At 71.2% G+C, this 17,686-nt stretch carries 24 protein-coding genes and 1 pseudogene; 11 read left to right on the top strand and 14 right to left on the bottom strand.

Annotated features, from left to right (window positions below; all coding sequences use genetic code 11):
* Window positions 1-8 precede the first annotated feature (8 nt).
* Window positions 9-611: pseudogene (locus H7I87_RS16405) on the bottom strand (PaaI family thioesterase); the annotation flags it as partial.
* 36 nt (window positions 612-647) lie between these two features.
* A complete protein-coding gene (locus H7I87_RS16400; protein WP_011725501.1) occupies window positions 648-1,526 on the bottom strand; it encodes an aldo/keto reductase in 879 nt (292 codons plus the stop codon).
* Between the two features lie 57 nt (window positions 1,527-1,583).
* Between H7I87_RS16400 and H7I87_RS16395 the strand changes: the two genes are divergently transcribed.
* On the top strand, window positions 1,584-2,084 hold the full coding sequence (locus H7I87_RS16395) for a DUF1990 domain-containing protein (RefSeq protein ID WP_019732296.1): 501 nt from the start codon (window positions 1,584-1,586) through the stop codon (window positions 2,082-2,084).
* A 98-nt stretch (window positions 2,085-2,182) separates the two neighbouring features.
* On the opposite strand, the gene H7I87_RS16390 is transcribed toward H7I87_RS16395, so the two are convergent.
* The 5 genes from H7I87_RS16390 to fdxA are packed head-to-tail and all read right to left on the bottom strand — an operon-like array spanning window position 2,183 to window position 5,018.
* On the bottom strand, window positions 2,183-3,124 hold the full coding sequence (locus tag H7I87_RS16390; protein ID WP_009977806.1) for an NAD(P)H-dependent flavin oxidoreductase: 942 nt from the start codon (window positions 3,122-3,124) through the stop codon (window positions 2,183-2,185).
* Window positions 3,125-3,130: 6 nt separating this feature from the next.
* Entirely contained in the window at window positions 3,131-3,475 is a 345-nt protein-coding gene (locus tag H7I87_RS16385; protein ID WP_003875345.1) for a cupin domain-containing protein, read from the bottom strand.
* Window positions 3,476-3,522: 47 nt separating this feature from the next.
* On the bottom strand, window positions 3,523-3,948 hold the full coding sequence (locus H7I87_RS16380) for a hypothetical protein (RefSeq protein WP_003875344.1): 426 nt from the start codon (window positions 3,946-3,948) through the stop codon (window positions 3,523-3,525).
* The gene (locus H7I87_RS16375; RefSeq protein WP_009977808.1) at window positions 3,945-4,649 is read right to left on the bottom strand and encodes a helix-turn-helix transcriptional regulator; all 705 of its coding nucleotides are present in this window, start codon (window positions 4,647-4,649) and stop codon (window positions 3,945-3,947) included. Before H7I87_RS16375 ends, H7I87_RS16380 begins: the two co-directional genes overlap by 4 nt.
* A gap of 12 nt (window positions 4,650-4,661) precedes the next feature.
* Complete coding sequence (gene fdxA / locus H7I87_RS16370) at window positions 4,662-5,018, bottom strand: ferredoxin (RefSeq protein ID WP_019734212.1); 357 nt, start codon at window positions 5,016-5,018, stop codon at window positions 4,662-4,664.
* 56 nt (window positions 5,019-5,074) lie between these two features.
* Between fdxA and H7I87_RS16365 the strand changes: the two genes are divergently transcribed.
* The 3 genes from H7I87_RS16365 (at window position 5,075) to H7I87_RS16355 (ending at window position 6,703) form a co-directional block, all read left to right on the top strand.
* Window positions 5,075-5,920, top strand: coding sequence for a class I SAM-dependent methyltransferase (locus H7I87_RS16365; protein ID WP_019734213.1), 846 nt, complete (start codon window positions 5,075-5,077; stop codon window positions 5,918-5,920).
* A gap of 123 nt (window positions 5,921-6,043) precedes the next feature.
* Complete coding sequence (locus H7I87_RS16360) at window positions 6,044-6,256, top strand: hypothetical protein (RefSeq protein ID WP_003878561.1); 213 nt, start codon at window positions 6,044-6,046, stop codon at window positions 6,254-6,256.
* Between the two features lie 183 nt (window positions 6,257-6,439).
* Entirely contained in the window at window positions 6,440-6,703 is a 264-nt protein-coding gene (locus H7I87_RS16355) for an Rv2628 protein family (RefSeq protein WP_010949706.1), read from the top strand.
* A 13-nt stretch (window positions 6,704-6,716) separates the two neighbouring features.
* Here the strand turns inward: H7I87_RS16355 and H7I87_RS16350 are convergent, their stop codons facing one another.
* The 5 genes from H7I87_RS16350 to H7I87_RS16330 all read right to left on the bottom strand — a co-directional run bounded on the left by H7I87_RS16350 (window position 6,717) and on the right by H7I87_RS16330 (window position 10,781).
* Entirely contained in the window at window positions 6,717-7,943 is a 1,227-nt protein-coding gene (locus tag H7I87_RS16350; RefSeq protein WP_033727122.1) for a lyase family protein, read from the bottom strand.
* Window positions 7,940-8,503 (bottom strand): protocatechuate 3,4-dioxygenase subunit alpha, encoded by a 564-nt coding sequence (gene pcaG / locus H7I87_RS16345; protein WP_023881111.1) that lies wholly within the window; start codon window positions 8,501-8,503, stop codon window positions 7,940-7,942. The genes H7I87_RS16350 and pcaG overlap by 4 nt, the downstream gene beginning before the upstream one ends.
* Entirely contained in the window at window positions 8,496-9,260 is a 765-nt protein-coding gene (gene pcaH, locus H7I87_RS16340; RefSeq protein ID WP_019732489.1) for a protocatechuate 3,4-dioxygenase subunit beta, read from the bottom strand. Before pcaH ends, pcaG begins: the two co-directional genes overlap by 8 nt.
* Window positions 9,261-9,327: 67 nt before the next feature.
* Window positions 9,328-9,813 (bottom strand): hemerythrin domain-containing protein, encoded by a 486-nt coding sequence (locus H7I87_RS16335; RefSeq protein WP_003875335.1) that lies wholly within the window; start codon window positions 9,811-9,813, stop codon window positions 9,328-9,330.
* Entirely contained in the window at window positions 9,810-10,781 is a 972-nt protein-coding gene (locus H7I87_RS16330; RefSeq protein WP_019732490.1) for a Rieske (2Fe-2S) protein, read from the bottom strand. The genes H7I87_RS16335 and H7I87_RS16330 overlap by 4 nt, the downstream gene beginning before the upstream one ends.
* A 269-nt stretch (window positions 10,782-11,050) precedes the next feature.
* On the opposite strand from H7I87_RS16330, the gene H7I87_RS16325 reads away from it, so the two are divergent.
* From H7I87_RS16325 to phtC, 5 genes are read left to right on the top strand one after another with little or no spacing between them, the layout of a single operon-like run.
* Entirely contained in the window at window positions 11,051-12,412 is a 1,362-nt protein-coding gene (locus H7I87_RS16325) for an aromatic-ring-hydroxylating dioxygenase subunit alpha (protein ID WP_011725508.1), read from the top strand.
* Window positions 12,397-12,921, top strand: coding sequence for a 3-phenylpropionate/cinnamic acid dioxygenase subunit beta (locus H7I87_RS16320; protein WP_003875332.1), 525 nt, complete (start codon window positions 12,397-12,399; stop codon window positions 12,919-12,921). The genes H7I87_RS16325 and H7I87_RS16320 overlap by 16 nt, the downstream gene beginning before the upstream one ends.
* On the top strand, window positions 12,918-13,169 hold the full coding sequence (locus H7I87_RS16315) for a hypothetical protein (protein WP_019732491.1): 252 nt from the start codon (window positions 12,918-12,920) through the stop codon (window positions 13,167-13,169). The genes H7I87_RS16320 and H7I87_RS16315 overlap by 4 nt, the downstream gene beginning before the upstream one ends.
* Window positions 13,153-13,947: a 3-(cis-5,6-dihydroxycyclohexa-1,3-dien-1-yl)propanoate dehydrogenase gene (gene hcaB, locus H7I87_RS16310; protein WP_009977820.1), complete on the top strand. Its 795-nt coding sequence runs from the start codon at window positions 13,153-13,155 to the stop codon at window positions 13,945-13,947. The genes H7I87_RS16315 and hcaB overlap by 17 nt, the downstream gene beginning before the upstream one ends.
* Complete coding sequence (gene phtC / locus H7I87_RS16305; RefSeq protein WP_019732492.1) at window positions 13,944-14,666, top strand: 3,4-dihydroxyphthalate decarboxylase; 723 nt, start codon at window positions 13,944-13,946, stop codon at window positions 14,664-14,666. The genes hcaB and phtC overlap by 4 nt, the downstream gene beginning before the upstream one ends.
* On the opposite strand, the gene H7I87_RS16300 is transcribed toward phtC, so the two are convergent.
* Entirely contained in the window at window positions 14,663-15,478 is an 816-nt protein-coding gene (locus H7I87_RS16300) for an IclR family transcriptional regulator (protein ID WP_033727123.1), read from the bottom strand. The two genes, phtC and H7I87_RS16300, sit on opposite strands and share 4 nt — an antisense overlap.
* A 50-nt stretch (window positions 15,479-15,528) precedes the next feature.
* Between H7I87_RS16300 and H7I87_RS16295 the strand changes: the two genes are divergently transcribed.
* Together H7I87_RS16295 and H7I87_RS16290 are read left to right on the top strand one after the other, a co-directional pair.
* Entirely contained in the window at window positions 15,529-16,335 is an 807-nt protein-coding gene (locus H7I87_RS16295; RefSeq protein WP_019733881.1) for an SGNH/GDSL hydrolase family protein, read from the top strand.
* A complete protein-coding gene (locus H7I87_RS16290) occupies window positions 16,332-16,997 on the top strand; it encodes a DedA family protein (protein ID WP_023869571.1) in 666 nt (221 codons plus the stop codon). Before H7I87_RS16295 ends, H7I87_RS16290 begins: the two co-directional genes overlap by 4 nt.
* Here the strand turns inward: H7I87_RS16290 and H7I87_RS16285 are convergent, their stop codons facing one another.
* Window positions 16,998-17,615 (bottom strand): TetR/AcrR family transcriptional regulator, encoded by a 618-nt coding sequence (locus tag H7I87_RS16285; RefSeq protein ID WP_003875325.1) that lies wholly within the window; start codon window positions 17,613-17,615, stop codon window positions 16,998-17,000. It lies immediately after the preceding gene.
* Window positions 17,616-17,686 lie beyond the last annotated feature (71 nt).

Here is a 17,686-nt window from a genome sequence, read left to right as displayed (position 1 = left end):
CGGGGCGACACGAACAGCGCGTCGGCCTCGGTCAGCAACCGCTCGCCGTGGGTCAGCCGGCCGGACACGAAGATCTTGCGCCCGTCCACCCGGTCGACGCCGGCGTCGAACTGCAGCTCGGTCTCGATCGGGACGATGCTGCGGTAGTCGATCTTGAGGTAGGCGGTGCGCTGGCGCCGGCTGCCGGTGAGCACCGAGGCGGTCAGGCCCAGCACGGTGTCGAACAGCATCCCCAGCGACCCGCCGTGCACGGCGCCGTTGCGGCCCAAGTGAAAGCGGGCGAAGCGGGCCCGGCCGTGCATGCGGCCGTCCGCACCCTTCTGGGCCGACATCGGGATGGTCAGGATGTTGCCGCGCATCGGCAGATCCATCCGCCGGCCCGACGGCGACGCCCACTCGTCGGCGTCGAACGGCGCCAGCAGCGCCGACACCTTCTCCAGCTGGTCGGCGGCCTGGGTGATCACCTCGTCGGGGGCGTCGACGGCGCGAGCGTGATCCTGCAGCGCGCGCACGGCGTCGATGAACCGGCCGTAGTCGGGCCCGCCCTTGGTGGTCGGTTCGGGCGGATTGAACCCACCGCCGGGGTGTCGTTGATGTTCGGCCACCACCACACCGTATTGCCCGGCGGGCGCGGTTTCGCGCGCCGGCTACACCGTCTGCTGGGTCCCGGCCGTCGACAGCGCCTCGAATTCCTCGTCGGACAGCGTGATCCGGGCGGCGGCCACGTTCTCCTCCAGGTGCGCCACCTTGGAGGTCCCCGGAATGGGCAGCATCACCGGCGAGCGTTTCAGCAACCAGGCCAACGCCAGCTGCGACGGCGTCGCGTCGTGCTCGGCGGCGATGCGCTGCAGCGGGCCGTCGGGCGCGGCCAGCGGCCCGGCCGCCAACGGGAACCACGGGATGAAGGCGATGCCCTGCCGGGTCGCGGCGTCCAGCAGCGGCTCGGCGCGCCGGGCCGTCACGTTGTACATGTTCTGCACCGACACGATCTCGGTGATCTGCTGGGCCGCGGCGAGCTGATCGGGCGTGATCTCCGACAGCCCGATGTGGCGGATCTTGCCCTCGTTTTTCAGGGTGAGCAGCTCGCCCACCTGATCCTGCAGCGGGAAGTTGGGGTCGATGCGGTGCAGCTGGAACAGGTCGATGGTGTCGGTGCCCAGCCGGCGCAGGCTCATCTCGCATTCCTGGCGCAGATAACTGGGGTTGCCCAACGGGATCCAGATGTCGGGGCCGGTGCGCAGCAGCCCCGCCTTGGTCGCGATCACCAGGCCGTCGTACGGGTGCAGCGCCTCGCGGATGATCTCCTCGGACACGTACGGGCCGTAGGAGTCGGCGGTGTCGATGAAGTTCACCCCGAGTTCGACGGCCCGCCGCAACACCCGGACGCACTCGTCGCGGTCCGCGGGCGGGCCCCACACCCCCGCGCCGGTCAACCGCATCGCCCCAAAGCCGAGGCGGTTGACGGTCAGGTCGCCGCCGAGGGTCAACGTTCCGGATGCCTGGGCAATAGTCTGTGGCGCGCTCACCCCTCCGACCGTACCCGCCGAACCTCGCCGCGCGCCCCGGCGTGGCAAGCTGGCCGGGTGGACCTACGAGCGCTCGAGGAACTGCCGCTGACCTACTCCGAGGTGGGGGCGACGGCCTCCGGCGACCTGCCCGCCGGATATCACCATCAACACGTCGAGCGCCAAATCGGTACGGGCGCAGCGCGTTTCGAGCAGGCCGCCGGGGCGGTGCTGCGCTGGGGCATGCAGCGCGGCTCGGGGCTGCGGGTGCAGGCCAGCTCCGAGGTGGCCGTCGTCGACGCCGTGGTGGTGGTGCGGCTGGGGTTTGTGCCCGCCCCCTGCCGCGTCGTCTACGTCGTCGACGAACCCGACATCCGCGGCTTCGGCTACGGCACGCTGCCGGGCCATCCGGAGTCCGGCGAGGAACGCTTCGTGGTCCGCCACAACCCGGCCACGTCCGCGGTGTACGCGGAGGTGACGGCGTTCTCCCGGCCCGCGACCTGGTGGGCCAGGGCCGGCGGGCCGGTGCTGCGGGTCGGTCAGCGCGTCATCGCCCGGCGCTACCTGCGCGCGGTGTAGCCACCGCGGTTTCGTCGCCGAGCGTCACACCAGCGTGGCGACCGCCGCCGAGCGTCACGCCAGCGTAACGACGGAGGGTGACAACAGGGCTACGAGGGTCACGAGCCCCAGCGGGACAGCAATTGCTCTGCGCCACTGCACATTTCGTCGATGACCTCCGCGACCGTCGCGTCATTGCGGATCATCCCCACCCCCTGGCCGGCATCCACCGGCGCGACCCGGCAGTCCCCGGCGGCGATCGCGGCGGCCAACTCCTCGCAGGCCCCGGCGTCCAGCGTTTCCTCCCGGCCGGTCCACCGCTCGACGAAGTCGTTGGCCAGCACCCGGGACGGGAACCGGGCCGGCCAGGGCAACCCCTTGGCGACGTCGAAGGCCCGGGTGACGGCGGTGTCGGTCTCGGCGGCCTCGACCAGGGCCCGCCGGTTGCCGTCGGCGGTCAGCGCCTCCGGGCAGGCCGACAGCCGGGTGCCCACCCACGCCCCGCTGGCGCCGGCGGCCAGCACCGCGGCCAGGCTGCGCGCCGAGGCGACGCCGCCGCCGGCCAGCACCGGCACCGAGACGGCGTCCAGCACGGCGTCGAGCAGCGGCAGCAGCCCCAGCTTGACCTCGCCGTGCCCGCCGCCCTCCGAGCCGCGCGCCACCAGGATGTCGACGCCGGCGTCGACCGCCTGCCGCGCGCCGAGGCTGTCGTAAACCTGTGTGACGGTGGGGATTCCGGCGTCGTGCGCCTTGGCGACCCAGGACCAGTCGGTGCCGAAACTGACCGACAGCAGGGCGGGCCGGGCGGCCAGGGCGTCCTCGAGCAGTCCCGCCTCGTTGCGCATCACCCAGTCGACCAGCCCGATCCCGAACCGGCCGTCGACGTATTGCAACTGCTCGGCCAGCAGCCGCCGGGTGGCCACGCTGCCCATCCCGACCATGCCCAGGCCACCGGCGGCGGTGACCGCCGCGGCCAGCCGGCCGCCGGCGACCCCGCCCATCGGGGCGTTGACGATGGGTACCCGCAGGCCGAAACCCGCGGACCAGGGTGTGGACAACATGGCCGGCTAGTGCGCCGACGGGATGGTTTTCAGCACGGTCAGCAGGACCACCGAGTCCTCCACCGCGTGCAGGGCGTGCCGTTCGGCCGGGATGGCGACATACTCGCCGGCCCTGCCCTCCCAAGCGTCGCCGCCGGTGGTCAGCCGCACATGACCCTGCAGCACCTGCAGCGTGGCCTCGCCCGGGCTGTCGTGTTCGGACAGGTCGTGGTCGGCCAGCAGCGCGAGCACGGTTTGCCGCAGCTCGTGGGTGTGCCCGCCGTGGATGGTGTGCGCGGCACGCCCGCTGTGCGATTGTTTTGCCTCGGCGAGCTTTTCGGCCGCAAGGTCGGTCAACGAGACGGAATCCATAATCGGGTCCTTCGAAGTCGCAAGGCCTTCGCCTTGAGGGTTGGCCGTCAACCGCTCAGTAGCAGTATCCCCGCCGCGATCAGCGCGACCACCTTGACCGCCTCCAGCGCGACGTAGCCGTAGTGGGCCCGGGAGCGAGGTCCGTCGTCCCCGGCCAGCACCCGGTCGGACCGGCGGGTCAGGGCGGGCCGGACCGCCACCAGCTGGACGGCCAGGGCGGCGACGGCCACGCCGATGGCCACCGCGACGCCCGCCCGGGTGGGGCCGGCCACCACGATCGCGCCGATGACGAGGGCGAAGACCACCTCGACGGTGTTGAGCGCGCGAAAGACCAAGCGCCCGATGCCCAGCCCGATCTGCAGGGTCACGTTGGGCGCCCGGAACTTCAGCGGCGCCTCCAGGAACGATATGGCCAGCACCATGCCGAGCCAGACGAAGGTGAGCGCGACGGCGATCGCGGTTCCGGTGCTCATCTGTCCGCCCCTTGCAGCGTCAGGTGAGCCAGACACAGGTCCGGCTCGACGAACGGGTCGAGCCGGTCCACCGAGACCGGCGCGCCCCAGCTTTCCATGGCCCCCTGCATCAGGCCCAGATGCACCGGGCACACCACATTCGAGGAGTTCTCGGCCAATTCCAGGAACGGGCAGTGCCGCAGGCCGACCTGCTGCTCTCCGTCGATCACCCGGCGCTCGGGTGCGAAGCCGAGCTCGTCGAGCACGTCGACCAGCTGGGCGATGGCCTGCTCGGCGCCGGCCGCGTCCCGCGGCAGCCGACGCCGTTCGGCGTCCAGCTGCTGCCCCCAGGCCCGGCCGGCGGCCAGCGCCTTGGGCGCGGGATCGGTTTCGGCGGCGAAGGCCTTCGCCAGGATCTCGGCCAGCAGCCGGTAGTGCCGCGTCCCGCCGCGGTCCATCTGCCGCACCGCCCGGAACATCAGCGGTGGGCGGCCGGGCCCCTTGCGGTCCAGCTCGACGTGCTCGACCTGGCCGTCGGCGACGAGGCTGTCCAGATGGAAGCGCACCGTGTTGGGGTGCACGCCCAGCACGTCGGCGATCCCGGCGATGCTCATCGGCTCGGGCGAGGCGCGCAGCAACCGCAGCACCGCGCGCCGGCGGCCGGCCGATTCCCCGGCCGAGGGGGCCAGCAACTTCCGTGACTTGGTCAACGGGTCCCCCACGCTCCTCGTCGGTCAGGAGCCGTCCGAATGGGCGGCACTGGGCTGGCTTGCCACCAGCGGGGTGTCGACGCCGAGCGGGCCCAGCTTGGCCGCCCCGCCCGGGGATCCCAGGGGCGCGTCGCGGCCCGGCAGCGTTTCGGCGAAGAACGCTTCATTGTCGGCCAGGTGCGGTTTGAGGTCCTCGGGCAGGTCATCTTCGTAGTAAATCGCCTCCACCGGACACACCGGCTCGCACGCGCCGCAGTCGACGCACTCGTCGGGATGAATGTAGAGCGCCCGGCCGCCCTCGTAAATGCAATCCACCGGACACTCGTCGACGCAAGCGCGGTCCATCACATCGATGCATGGCTTCCCGATCACGTAGGTCATGCGCTAGAGTTTACACAATCAATCTTGTAAAAACTAGCCTCAGCGTCGGAGAATCCATGGCCGCCAACGAACTTCGCACAGGTTCCGAACCTCCGCTCCCCGGGTCGCACCGCGCCGACGAGGCGGTGGCCGGGCATTGGCTGCTGGCGCGGCTCGGCAAACGGGTACTGCGGCCCGGCGGTGTCGAGCTGACCCGCACCCTGCTGTCCCACGCGCAACTGACCGGCGCCGACGTCGTCGAGCTGGCGCCGGGCCTGGGCCGCACCGCCACCGAGATCGTGGCCCGGGCGCCGCGCTCCTACGTGGGCGCCGAGGCCGACCCCGATGCGGCCAACGTGGTGCGCGGCGTGCTCTGCGATCTCGGTGCGCACAACGCCACCGTGCGGGTCGCCGACGCGGCCGACACCGGATTGCCCGACGCCAGCGGCGATGTCGTCATCGGCGAGGCGATGCTGACCATGCAGGGCGATGCGGCCAAGCGGGCGATCGTCGCCGAGGCGGCGCGCGTGCTGCGCCCGGGCGGCCGCTACGCCATCCACGAACTCGCGCTGACGCCGGACACCGTCTCCGAGGAGGTCAGCACCGACATCCGCCGGGCGCTGGCCCGGGCCATCAAGGTGAACGCCCGTCCGTTGACCGTTGCGGAATGGTCGGCGCTGCTGGCCGAGCACGGATTGGTGGTCGATCACGTCGCGACCGCGCCGATGGCGCTGCTGCAGCCGCGCCGGCTGGTCTCCGACGAGGGGTTGTTCGGGGCGCTGCGGTTCGCCCGCAACGTGCTGGTGCACCGCGACGCCCGCAAGCGGGTGCTGACCATGCGCCGCACGTTCCGCAAACATCGCAGGCAACTGGCCGCCGTCGCGATCGTCGCCCACAAGCCGACGGCATCGCAGACCGGCTGACCGCGGCCGACTTTGGGCCCTTTCCGCAATCGCGGCGTGACGGATTAGTGACGCCCCCTGACGTAACTTGGCTGCGGCGGTCGCGGAGAACAAAGGAGCATGCCGGTTATGGGGGCCAGTCCAATGACGGAGTCCGACCTCGATGCGTTGGCGTCGGATTTCCTGCAGTCGCACTACCTCGGCTCGACGTACGCGGATTGGTCGCCCGATCGCCGGCTCGACATGTTCTTGCGGCGGCGGGGCCTGGCGCGGGTGGCCAACGACGGCGACCTGTCGCACAACGTGTTGCAACGCATCATGGCCCGAGCGGGCCGTGCCTCGTTGGCGCGGCACTGATCGGCCCGCTCGTCGCGACGGGAGAACCAGGTGGGCGATCACGATGACCGAAGAGCGGAAAAAATCGGGATATTTCACGGCCAAAACAACGACCGGCGCAATGGTACACACGTACTATTGTGCTCGAGAGTTGGACGTGCCGCCGGAGTCGAATGAGTCGTTGAGGCTAGCGGGGAGGGGACGATGAATTCACCGAAATGGATGGTTCATTGGCCGCAGCGCAGGCCGACGGCCACCATCTACCAGCTGACCGACCGACTGCACCGCGGGCATGTCGCCCGGGTGCCCGCCCACCAGATCACGGCGACGGTGTCGGCGTGGCTGGCCGATCTGGGCGCCGACAGCCCGCTGGTCGACGAACTCGAACGCGCGGTGCGCGGCGGCGACTGGGCGGCCGCGCACGCCCTGGGCGAGTGCCTGTCCATCGAGATCGCGGTGGCCGACTGAGACGCTGGATCGCTCACCGCTCGGGACGCACCCGCGCGGCGCGGCGCAGCGTCTCGTCGATCACCCGGTCGACGGCGCCGAAGTAGGTCGGTGACGGTGCGCCGCCGGCCAGCTCGGCGATCGCCCGCTGTTCACCCAAAACGTCTGCGGCTGCGAGGTTTTCGGCCATCCGCGCGGCGTGCACGCTCAGCCCGGCCAGCAGTTCCGTGCACTGGGATGCGGCCACGGCGGTGCGCCGGCCCAGGGTGCGCAGCGTGTCCCACTCGGCATGCCAGGCGCCGTCCGGGCGTTCGTCGCCGGCCAGCGCGGCGGCGGTGTGCAGCGTCGCGGCCAGCGGCGGGCCCGCGATGGCCGCCCGGCGAATCAGGATGGACAACACCGGGTTTCGCTTGTGCGGCATCGACGACGAGCCGCCGCGGGTGGCGGCCGCCGGCTCACCGAGTTCGCCGATCTCCGGACGGGCCAGGGTGACGACGTCCGCGGCGATACGGCCCCAGCTGTCGGTGCAGCCGACGAGAGCGTCGGCGGCCGCGGTGATCGGTGCGCGGGCGGTGTGCCAGGGGGGCCGCGGCGCCAGGCCCAGCGCGGCCGCCGTGCCGCGAGCGAGCTCGACGGAGACCGCCGCCGGGTCGGCGGTACCGGTGCGCAGCGCCGCGAGTTCGGTGCTGGCGGCCAATGTTCCTGCCGCGCCGCCGATTTGGACCGGGGTGACCAGGGCTATCACATTGTCGAAGGCGTCGATGACCCCGTTCAGCCAGCCGGCGGCCTTGGCGCCGAAGGTGGTGGGGGCGGCGTGCTGGGTGAGGGTGCGGGCCACCATGGGGGTGGCCCGGTGCCGGTCGGTCAGCGCGGACAGCACCCGGATCTGCTCTCGCAGTTGGGCGATCAGGTCGTCGGCGAGCGCGCGCACGCCCAGCATCAGGGCGGTGTCCAGCACGTCCTGGCTGGTGAGCCCGCGGTGAATCCACGGCGCGACGGCCGGGTCGGCGCGCTCCCGCAGCAGGCGCACCAGCCCGATGACGGGGTTGCCGCCGTCCTCGGCGCCGACCGCTAGCGTCTCGGAGTCGTTGCCCGCCACCAGGTTCCGCAGGCCGGCCGCCGCGCAGTCGGCCGGTGCCAGTCCGGCGCCCGTCAGCGCGGCCAGCCACGCCGATTCCACCGCCACCATCGCATCCAGCAGCGCGGCGTCGGTCATGTGCTCACCGGCGCGGTGGTCCCCCGGCCACAACAGGTTGGTCATCGCTCGTCCGTCCGGTAGGCCAGGAACACCGTCTCGCCAGGTCCCTGCAGGCGGATATCGAATCGGTAAGCGCGGCCGCCGTTTTCGGCGACGCACAGCAGCGTGGTGCGGCGCTCGGGGGCGACACGGGCCAGCAGCGGGTCGGTGTCCGGTCCGGCGCCGGGCAGGTAGGCGCGGGTGAACAGCCGGTTCAGCAGCCCGCGGGCGAACACGGTGAGCGCGAAGAACGGCGTGCGGCCGTCGATCACCGATCCCGGCGCGAGCGTGGTGAACCCGTATCCCCCGTCCTCGCCGGTCGCGCACCGGCCCCATCCGGTGAACACCGCGGGATCGCGGCGCAGCGAACCGGCTTGGCGCACAATGCGTCCCGCGCCGTCGGGCTGCCACAGCTCCACCAGCGCGTCGGGAACGGCCGCGCCGACGCCGTCGTACACCGTGCCGTGCAGCCGGACGGCCCGCGGATCGCCGACGTCGACCAACCGGGCGTCGCCGGGATACGGCAATCCCAGGTCCAGGAAGGGGCCGACGGTTTGCCCTGGCGTGCAGGCTGTTTCAGTCATTCCCGGCCCCGGTCGGGGTTCGCCCGCCGCCGGCCAGCACGATGTCCCACCGGTATCCGGTGGCGTATTCCGGCTGGGTGAGGTCGTGGTCGTAGTGGGCGATCAGCCGCCGGCGCGCCGCGGGGTCCAGGATGGACTGAAAGATCGGATCCAGTTCGAACATCGGGTCGCCGGGAAAATACATCTGGGTGATCAGCCGCTGGGTGAAGGCGGTTCCGAAGACCGAGAAATGGATGTGGGCGGGCCGCCAGGCGTTGTGGTGGTTGCGCCACGGGTAGGGGCCGGGCTTGATGGTCAGGAAGCGATACCAGCCGTCCGGCCCGGTCAAACAGCGCCCGGCGCCGGTGAAGTTGGGGTCCAGCGGGGCGGGGTGGCGGTCGCGCTGGTGGCGGTAGCGGCCGGCGGCGTTGGCCTGCCAGATCTCGACCAGCTGACCGGCCACCGGCCGGCCGGCCTCGTCGACGACCCGCCCGGCGACGACGACCCGCTCCCCGATCGGCTCGCCGCGATGGCCGGCGGTCAGGTCGGCGTCCAGCGGGTCGACGTCGTCGCGGCCGAAGCACGGCGCCCACAGCTCGGCCGCCTCGGGATCGACCGCGACGAGCGGTTGCTTGGGGTGGCGCAGGATGGTGGCCCGGTACGGCGGATAGTCCAGCAGCGGCTGGCCGGCGCCCCCGTCGTCGGCGCGGTATTGCGCTGCGATGGCGGCGATCTCCGCGGTGATGTCGCCCTGAGAAGCGACACACTCGGGGTCCATGAGCCGTGAGGCTACTCCCGATCGGTCGCCGAACCCGGCAGGCGGGCGGTGTGGTCGACCGTCGGCCTCAGAGCGAACGCACCAGCGCCGCGCGTCCCTTGGTGCGCATCTTGTACAGCGCCGAGCCGCGGTACTGCTCCATCTTGGCGGCCATCTTGTTGCCCAGCTCCTCGAGCTCCGCGTCGGTGATGTGCACCTGCGGCGGGGCCGGGATCATGTCGCGTTCCTCCTCGTCCGCGTGCGCCTCGAGCACCGTCTTGAAGGAGTTCCATTCGTCCTCGTAGTTCGGCGCGCTCTGCGGGGTGCGCAGCAGCACCGAAAGCTGGTCGACGACCTGGCGATGCTCGGCATGGGCGACGGCGATCAGCTTGCTGGCCTCCTTGAGGGCCGGGTAGTACAGGTCGTCCTCGATGCGGAAGTGGATGTCGAGCTCGATCAGCAGGTCGTCGAAAAGGGCATGGCGCTCTTCGGAATTCACCGGCGCCTCGCTGATCTTGCGGCCGAGGCCCTTGATCACGATGTGGTGTTCCTTCAAGACGTCGTAGGCGTTCAACTGGCTCCTCCTTTTGCGATTCCGACCGCGCCGCCGGGAGCGGGCTGCTGCTCGCCGCGGACCTCGACCACTCCGTCGACCACTCGGGCCTGGTAGCACGGCAGCGGCGCCGCCGCCGGCCCGCGCACCACCTCGCCGGACTCGGCGGCGAACCACGAGCCGTGCCAGGGGCAGACCAACCGGCCCCGGTCCAGCCAGCCGTCGGCCATCGGGGCGGCCAGGTGCGGACAGAACTCCCCGTACGCGGCGACCTCGCCCGGCTTGGTCTGGCAGACGACCAGGCCGACGCCGTCGACCTCGACGCGCACCGGTTTGCCGTTGAGCGAACTGGCCGGCAGCACCGGCGTCCAGGCCGAGGTGCGCAGCCGCGGGCCGGACTGGTCGATGCCGATGCCGGACTCGAAGACCAGCGCCCCGCCCAGATAGCTGCCGGCCACCGTGATGCCGTAGCCCAGCGCAGTGAGCAGGATGCCGCGTCCGTGCCGGCCCCGGCGCCGGTCGAACCACGACTGCACGTACAGCGCGGTGGCGGCCACGTTGAGCAGGCCGTGCACGGCGCCGACCCGGCGGTCCTCCTCGTGGGTGTGCTGCCAGTCGGTGACGCCGGTGACGGCCGAACCCAGGCTGGCCAGGATGCCCACCCCGAGCGCGCGGCTGGCGAACCGGGAGGCGTCGACGACCTCGGAGGCGGGTTGCCCGGGCAGCACGCTCAGCGCGTCCAGCGCCACCGTGGTGCCGAGCGCGCCGCTGGTCAGTGACGCCAGCGGCGGGTGCACCGGGTGACCGAGCCAGACCCCGTTGAGCGCGTTGGTGACGGTGTTGCGGGCGCTGCCCAGCCCGTTGTAGGCGAAGCTGAGCAGGTGTTCGAACCGGTAGCTCGGCCGGTCCATCCACTCCTGGCGGCCGATCGCCGCCACCACCTTCGATCCGACCTTCTGCAATCGACCCGCTCGTGGTCGACCCACCATGACACCAGTCCTTTCTCACGCCGGCAGGCAGACGGCGATCATCACGCCGAACCGAACGGATACCCCTTAACGCGCCGCGCTCACATGCGCGGGATGGCTGACGTGAACAACCGTAACTGCGGCGTTGCGGCTTTCGATGCGTGCAACCTGTGAATTAGCACCAAGCATTCTGGCGGAAAGCTGGTGGCGCGCGGGCCCGGAGATTGACCAGCGCTACCGACTGCGGGATTCTACTGAGCGGAAAGTATTTCTGTAGAACAGAGGCAGCGATGGCTGGGCCGGACGGCGGGTTGCTCGGGGTGCTCGAGAACGTGCGCCGCGGGATGATCCCCGCGCACATCTACAACGACCCCGAACTGTTCGCGCTGGAGAAGCGGCGGCTGTTCGCCCGGGCGTGGACGTTCGTGGGGCACGAGTCCGAGATTCCGCACGACGGCGACTACATGGTGCGCCGGGTGCTCGACGATTCGTTCATCATCACCCGCGGATCCGACGGCCGGGTGCGGGCCCTGTTCAACATGTGCCTGCACCGCGGGATGCAGGTGTGCCGCGCGGAGCTGGGCAACGCCTCCAATTTCCGCTGCCCGTATCACGGCTGGACCTACCGCAACGACGGCCGGCTCACCGGATTGCCGTTCCACCGGGAGGCCTACGGCGGCGACGACGGGTTCGTCAAGGACCAAACCCTTTTGCCCGCACCGAATTTCGCCGGCTACAACGGGCTGCTGTTCATCAGCCTGGATCCGGCCGCACCACCGCTGCAGGATTTTCTCGGCGACTTCCGGTTCTACCTGGACTACTACACCCGCCAAAGCGCGGGCGGCGTGGAGCTGCGCGGGCCGCAGCGCTGGCGGATCCGGGCGAACTGGAAGATCGGGGCGGAGAATTTCGCCGGCGACATGTACCACACCCCGCACACCCACGCCTCGATCGTCGATATCGGGCTGTTCCGCGAGCCGAAGGCCCAGAAGCGCAAGGACGGCGCTACCTATTGGGCGCACCGCGGCGGCGGCACCACCTACAAGCTTCCGCCGGGCGGCTTCGAGGAGCGGATGCGCTACGTCGGCTACCCCGACGAGATGATCGGGCGGATCAAACAGGTGTGGACGCCGCGGCAGCAGCGGGTGGTCGGCGAGGACGGGTTCATGGTTTCGGCGGCGACCTGCTTTCCCAATCTGAGTTTCGTGCACAACTGGCCCAAGGTGCGCGACGGGCGCGACGACGAGACGCTGCCGTTCATCTCGATCCGGTTGTGGCAGCCGATCAGCGAGAACGAGACCGAGGTGTGTTCGTGGTTCGCGGTGGACTCCGCGGCTCCCGCGCACTACAAACAGGATTCGTACAAGGCGTATCTGATGTGCTTCGGGTCCACCGGCATGTTCGAGCAGGACGATGTGGAGAACTGGGTGTCGCTGACCACCACCGCGGGCGGGTCGATGGCGCGGCGGCTGCTGCTGAACAGCCGGATGGGCCTGTACGACGACGGCCGCCCGGTCGTCGAGGCGCTGGCGCCCAGCGCTTTCCACGGCCCCGGACGCGCGCAGGTCGGCTACAACGAGCACAACCAGCGGGCGCTGCTGGCCATGTGGGCCGACTATCTGCAGGAAGGCGACGCATGCGAAAACCGTTGACCTGCCTGCCCTTTGACGATGCCCGGCACCTGCAGGCGCACCAGTTCCTGGTGGACGAGGCCTACCTGCTCGACGCCCAGCACTACCAGGCGTGGCTGGACACGCTGACCGACGACGTCCGCTACGTCATGCCGGTGCGGGTGACCACCGCGCGCGGCGCGGGGTTCGACACCAGCCCGGGGATGGCGCATTTCGACGAGGACAAGTACTCGCTGAGCCAGCGGGTCGCGCGGTTCGCCACCGAGCACGCCTGGACCGAGGATCCGCCGTCGCGGCTGCGGCATTTCGTCACCAACGTGCGCACCTTCGTCGAGGACGACCGGCACCTGCTGGTCGAGTCCGCCGAGCTGCTGTTCCGCAGCCGCGGCGACGTCAACGAGAGCGCCCTGGTGTCCTGCGGCCGCGAGGACGTGCTGCGCTGGTCTGAGGATCGCTGGAAGTTGGCCCGCCGCAGCATCTTCGTCGACGAGTCGGTGCTGCGGATGCAGAACCTGGCGGTGTTTTTGTGAATCCCGTCGGCGAACCCATCACCCTCGGCAACGAATTCACCGAGGTGCGGGTGCAGCGGGTCGAGACCCGCAACGGGTCGCGGCTGCTGATCAGCGCCCCCAAGACCGGGCGCTCGATCACCCTGGACCCGCTGGAGGTCGAGGCGCTGACCTGGCAGAACCCCCGCACGCTGGCCGCCATGGTGGGCAACGGCCAGGCGCCGCTGCTGCCCGACGAACCGGAGGACGGCGATGACCGGCTGGCTTGACGGCAAGCGCGCCCTCGTCGTCGGCGCGGGGTCGGGAATCGGGCGCGCCGTCGTCGACGCCTTCGCCGCCGAGGGCGCGAAAGTCGCTGCGCTGGAACGCGATAGCGACAAGTGCGACCGGCTGCGCCGGCAGCTGCCCGAGGTGGCCGTCGCCGAGGGCGACGCCACCACCCGCGAGGCCAACGAACGGGCCGTGGCGCTCGCGGTGGACACCTTCGGCGGGCTGGACACCCTGGTCAACTGCGTCGGGGTGTTCGACTTCTACCGCGGGGTGGCCGACATCGACGCGGGCGCGCTCGCCGACGCGTTCGACGAGATGTTTCGCACCAACGTGCTGAGCCACCTGCAGTCGGTCAAGGCGGCGCTGCCCGCGCTGCGGGCCGCCGGTGCCTCCTCGATCGTGCTGACCGAGTCCGCGTCGTCGTTCTATCCGGGCCGCGGCGGGGTGCTCTACGTGTCGTCCAAATTCGCGGTGCGCGGGCTGGTTTCGGCGTTGGCGCACGAACTGGCGCCGGGAATCCGGGTCAACGGCGTGGCCCCGGGCGGCACGCTGGGCACCGACCTGCGCGGCCTGGCCAGCCTGGGGCTGCAGGGCACCCGCCTGGACGACGCCCCGGACCGGGCGGCCGAGGTGGCCGCCCGCACTCCCCTGCGGGTCGCGCTGTCCGGCGCCGACCATGCCTGGAGTTTCGTGTTCCTGGCCTCCGACCGGTCCCGCGGCATCACCGGCGAAACCGTAAGGCCCGACGGCGGATTCGGGCTGGGGACGCCGCGGTGAGCGGCCGGCTGGACGAGCAGCGCGCCCTGGTGGCGCAGGGCTGCCGGGTGGCGGCGGCCCGCGGCCTGGTCGACGGCATCCTCGGGCATGTGAGCCTGCGGATCGACGACGAGCGCCTGCTGGTGCGCTGCCGCAGCGACACGGACGACGGGGTGGCGTTCACCCGGCCCGGCGACATCCGGCTGGTCCGGTTCGACGGAACCGCCGGCGCCCCAGGCGAACTCGACGGCTACCGGGTGCCGAACGAACTGCCGATCCACGTCGAGACCATGCTGGCCGACCCGCGGCACACCGCCGTCGCACACCTGCACCCACCGGCCGTGGTCGCCGCCGACCTGGCCGGCATCACCCTGCGGCCGATCTACGGCGCCCACGACATTCCCGGCGCCCGGCTGGCCCGCGGCGGCGTGCCGGTGTACGAACGCGCCGTGCTGATCCGCGATTCGCGGCTGGCCCGGGACATGGTGGCAGCGATGCGCGGCCGGCCGGTGGTGATCTGCCGCGGGCACGGCATCACCAGCGCCGCCGCCACCGTGCCCCAGGCGGTGCTGCAGGCGATCAGCGTCGACGCGCTGGCCCGGATGTCGTTGCGGGTGCGCGCGGCCGGCGGCACGCTGCGCGACATCGCCGACGCCGACTGGGACGACCTGCCGGACCTGGGGCCGGCGTTCACCGCCGAGGCGGCCTGGCGGCACGAGGTGGCGCGGATCGGAGGCTAGCCGAGCTGATCGCCGATCTCCTTGGCGGCGGCCACAAGTGCGGCGGCCACCGCGGGGTAGCGGGCGGCGTCCAGCCGGTTCTGCGGGGCGGCGGCGTTCAGGGCCAGCCGCAGCCCGGGCGCGCGGGTGGGGATCGGCACGGCGACCGACGCGACACCCTCCTCGCTCTCCTCCCGGTTGGTGGCGTAGCCGCGCTCGCGGATCGCGGCCAGCTCGGCCTCCAGCGCGGCGCGGCTGCCGAGGGAATGCGCGGTGATGCGCTTGAGCCGCTCGCGCGGCAGCAGCGCCCGCAGTTCGGCCGCGGACAACTGGGCCAGCATCACCTTGCCCGTCGAGGTGCAATGCGCCGGCATGGCGCGGCCCAGCCGGGAGGCCACCCGCACCGCGGCCGGGCCCTCGACGGCGGCGACGAACCGCACGCTGGCCCCGTCGAGCATGCCGACGTGCACCGTCTCGCGCAGCTGCTCGCTGAGCGCGCGCATGATGGGCGCGGCCGATCGCGCGATGTCGAGGCGGCCGAAGATGGCGAACGCCACCCCGGTCAGCGACGGGCCGGGCAGATACGCCTTGGACACCGGGTCCTGCCGGACGAATCCGCGGTAGGCCAGCATCGCCAGCAGCCGGTGCGCCGTCGAGGACGCCACACCCAGATAGCGGGTGGCCTCGCTCAACCGGATCTCGGGTTGCTCGCCCAGCAGCAGCAACAGCTTGAGCGCGTTGTCGACCGATTCGATCGGATACTGCGGCGCAAGCGAATCGACGGCCGGCGCGGCCGCGGCTGGCCCGGCGACTCGCGCACGCTTGGCTGGCATGGCTCCACGGTAACCAGTCGCCGGCCCTGCTTCGCGTTATTCTCGGCTTCGTGAGCGGGGCCATTCACCCTGGATACCGCCGTTACGTCGCCATCGGCGACAGCCAGACCGAGGGCCTGTGGGACGGCGACGACAGCACCGGCCTGCTCGGATTCGCCGACCGCCTCGCCGCGATGCTGGATTCGGCGTATCCCGGGCTGCAATACGCCAACCTCGCGATCCGCGGCAAACGGATCGGCCACGTGCTGGCCGAGCAGGTCCCGGCGGCCCTGGGTATGCGGCCGGACCTGATCACGGTGTGCGCCGGCATGAACGACGTCATCCAGCCCGGGCGCTCGTTCGGCCCGGCCCTGACCGACCTGGACCACATCTACGCCGCGCTGGCCGGATCGGGCGCGACGGTGGTGACGACGACCTTTCCGAACGTCGCGCAGTTCCTGCCGCTGGGCCGGCTGGTGGCCGGGCGGCTGACCCGGATCAACGCGGTCATTCGGGCGGCCGCGAACCGGCACGGGTTCCGGCTGGTCGACCTGTACAGCGCACCGTCGATGCGGGAGTTGGACACCTGGGCCGTCGACCGGGTGCACGCCTCGACCAAGGGGCACATCTTGTTCGCGGCCGCGGCCGCCGAGGCGCTGAATCTGCCTGACAGCAGCCATGATTGGGCCCTGGGCGGGCAGCAGCGGGCCCGGCGTTCGGTCGCGGCCGGCGCCTACGAGCAGTGGCGCTGGACGCAGGACAGCTTCGTCCCGTGGGTCTGGCGGCGGCTGCGCGGCCTCTCGTCGTACGACGGGCGCGAGCCCAAACGTCCGCGGCTGCAGGGCGTGGGCAGCGCATCAGGCATCCTTGACGCATGAACGTGGAGCCCTTGCTGCACTCGATCCCGCCGCTCGCGGTTTATCTGGTGGTCGGCGGTGTGGTCGGGATCGAGAGCCTGGGCATTCCGCTGCCCGGCGAGATCGTGCTGGTCACCGCGGCGCTGATGTCGTCGCATCACGACCTGGCCGTCAATCCGCTCGGTGTCGGCGTCGCCGCGGTGATCGGGGCGGTGATCGGCGATTCGATCGGCTACGCGGTGGGGCGGCGGTTCGGCATGCCGCTGTTCGAGCGGCTCGGCCGGCGGTTTCCCAAACACTTCGGTCCCGGACACGTCGCGCTGGCCGAGAAGTTGTTCAACCGGTGGGGCGCGCGGGCCGTCTTCCTGGGCCGCTTCATCGCGCTGCTGCGGATCCTGGCCGGGCCGCTGGCCGGCGCGTTGAAGATGCACTACCCGCGGTTCCTGGCGGCCAACGTCTCCGGCGCCATCTGCTGGGCGGGCGGCACCACCGCGCTGGTCTATTTCGCCGGGGTGGCCGCCGAGCGCTGGCTGGAGCGGTTCTCCTGGATCGGGCTGGTGGTCGCCGTGGTGGCCGGGCTGACGGCGGCAATCCTGTTGCGGGAGCGCACCTCCCGGGCGATCGCCGAGCTGGAGGCCGAGCATTACCGCAAGACCGGCAACACCGCGACCGACCCGGTCTGACTACACCGCCTCGCCGGTGTCGGACACCAGCGGCGGCCGGTGTTCCTCGATCAGGGTGCGGGCCATCCGGCGGGCGCGCCGCGCGGCGTCGAGGTCGCCGACGGCGGCCAGCACGATGGCGCCCTTCATCAGGATGTGCCAGGACGACGCGAAGTCCTCGACGTCGGTCAACCCCGCCGCCACCGCGCGGCGGCGCACGATGTCGCGGACGCGGTCGATGTGGGCGATGCAGGCCTTCCCGGCCGGATGCTCCGGACCCAGCTCGAGCAGCACGTTGATGAACGAGCAGCCCTCGTACCGGTCGCCCTGCCGGAACCACTCGTCCATCACGTCGAAGATCGCCAGCAGCTGCTCCTCCGGCGTGGCGCCGCGCAGCCGGGACTGCTCCTCGATCAGCCCGTACGTCCACAGCTCCTCGCGACGCTGCAGCACGGCCAGCACCAGGTCGTTCTTCGTCGCGAAATGGCGGTACAGCGTCGCCCGGGCGACACCGGCCCGGGCGATCACTTCGTCGGTGCCCACCGCGCGGATCCCACGCCGGCTGAACAGCTCATATGCCGCGGTCAGGACGCGTTCACGTGCCGAGGCGCCGGACGATCCGGCATCCGGAGTTGTCATACGAGCCTTACCGTACTCTTAGGTCAGGACCCGTAGACAGACCGCCCTGTCTCGTTATACAAAAGAAATTC

Source organism: Mycobacterium timonense, from assembly GCF_025821985.1.
In the GTDB taxonomy this organism is placed as follows: Bacteria; Actinomycetota; Actinomycetes; order Mycobacteriales; family Mycobacteriaceae; genus Mycobacterium; species Mycobacterium avium.
This window is presented reverse-complemented; position numbering and strand designations above follow the sequence as displayed.

Bases quoted from the DNA above. Each gene is read 5' to 3' on its own strand.
- H7I87_RS16330 (WP_019732490.1), bottom strand. From the start codon at position 10,781: ATGGTGGGTCGACCACGAGCGGGTCGATTGCAGAAGGTCGGATCGAAG.
- fdxA (WP_019734212.1), bottom strand. From the start codon at position 5,018: ATGACCTACGTGATCGGGAAGCCATGCATCGATGTGATGGACCGCGCT.
- H7I87_RS16355 (WP_010949706.1), top strand. From the start codon at position 6,440: ATGAATTCACCGAAATGGATGGTTCATTGGCCGCAGCGCAGGCCGACG.
- H7I87_RS16380 (WP_003875344.1), bottom strand. From the start codon at position 3,948: ATGAGCACCGGAACCGCGATCGCCGTCGCGCTCACCTTCGTCTGGCTC.
- pcaG (WP_023881111.1), bottom strand. From the start codon at position 8,503: ATGACTGAAACAGCCTGCACGCCAGGGCAAACCGTCGGCCCCTTCCTG.
- hcaB (WP_009977820.1), top strand. From the start codon at position 13,153: ATGACCGGCTGGCTTGACGGCAAGCGCGCCCTCGTCGTCGGCGCGGGG.
- H7I87_RS16285 (WP_003875325.1), bottom strand. From the start codon at position 17,615: ATGACAACTCCGGATGCCGGATCGTCCGGCGCCTCGGCACGTGAACGC.
- H7I87_RS16325 (WP_011725508.1), top strand. From the start codon at position 11,051: ATGGCTGGGCCGGACGGCGGGTTGCTCGGGGTGCTCGAGAACGTGCGC.
- H7I87_RS16350 (WP_033727122.1), bottom strand. From the start codon at position 7,943: ATGACCAACCTGTTGTGGCCGGGGGACCACCGCGCCGGTGAGCACATG.
- H7I87_RS16390 (WP_009977806.1), bottom strand. From the start codon at position 3,124: ATGTTGTCCACACCCTGGTCCGCGGGTTTCGGCCTGCGGGTACCCATC.
- H7I87_RS16385 (WP_003875345.1), bottom strand. From the start codon at position 3,475: ATGGATTCCGTCTCGTTGACCGACCTTGCGGCCGAAAAGCTCGCCGAG.
- H7I87_RS16290 (WP_023869571.1), top strand. From the start codon at position 16,332: ATGAACGTGGAGCCCTTGCTGCACTCGATCCCGCCGCTCGCGGTTTAT.
- H7I87_RS16360 (WP_003878561.1), top strand. From the start codon at position 6,044: ATGACGGAGTCCGACCTCGATGCGTTGGCGTCGGATTTCCTGCAGTCG.
- pcaH (WP_019732489.1), bottom strand. From the start codon at position 9,260: ATGGACCCCGAGTGTGTCGCTTCTCAGGGCGACATCACCGCGGAGATC.
- H7I87_RS16365 (WP_019734213.1), top strand. From the start codon at position 5,075: ATGGCCGCCAACGAACTTCGCACAGGTTCCGAACCTCCGCTCCCCGGG.
- H7I87_RS16320 (WP_003875332.1), top strand. From the start codon at position 12,397: ATGCGAAAACCGTTGACCTGCCTGCCCTTTGACGATGCCCGGCACCTG.
- H7I87_RS16300 (WP_033727123.1), bottom strand. From the start codon at position 15,478: ATGCCAGCCAAGCGTGCGCGAGTCGCCGGGCCAGCCGCGGCCGCGCCG.